The 436-nt window shown below is 55.0% G+C and carries 1 rRNA gene; it reads right to left on the reverse strand.

The features are described 5' to 3' along the window. Positions 1-436: ribosomal RNA gene (locus FDW96_RS02770) — 23S ribosomal RNA — on the reverse strand; the annotation flags it as partial.

The raw sequence follows: 436 nt of genomic DNA on the forward strand, positions 1-436 counted from the left end.
AGTCTCAGGGAGAACTCATCTCGGGGCAAGTTTCGTGCTTAGATGCTTTCAGCACTTATCTTTTCCGCATTTAGCTACCGGGCAGTGCCATTGGCATGACAACCCGAACACCAGTGATGCGTCCACTCCGGTCCTCTCGTACTAGGAGCAGCCCCCCTCAATTCTCCAGCGCCCACGGCAGATAGGGACCGAACTGTCTCACGACGTTCTAAACCCAGCTCGCGTACCACTTTAAATGGCGAACAGCCATACCCTTGGGACCTACTTCAGCCCCAGGATGTGATGAGCCGACATCGAGGTGCCAAACACCGCCGTCGATATGAACTCTTGGGCGGTATCAGCCTGTTATCCCCGGAGTACCTTTTATCCGTTGAGCGATGGCCCTTCCATTCAGAACCACCGGATCACTAAGACCTGCTTTCGCACCTGCTCGAGC

The organism is Citrobacter sp. TBCS-15, assembly GCF_005280815.1.
GTDB classification, from domain to species: Bacteria; Pseudomonadota; Gammaproteobacteria; order Enterobacterales; family Enterobacteriaceae; genus Citrobacter; species Citrobacter werkmanii.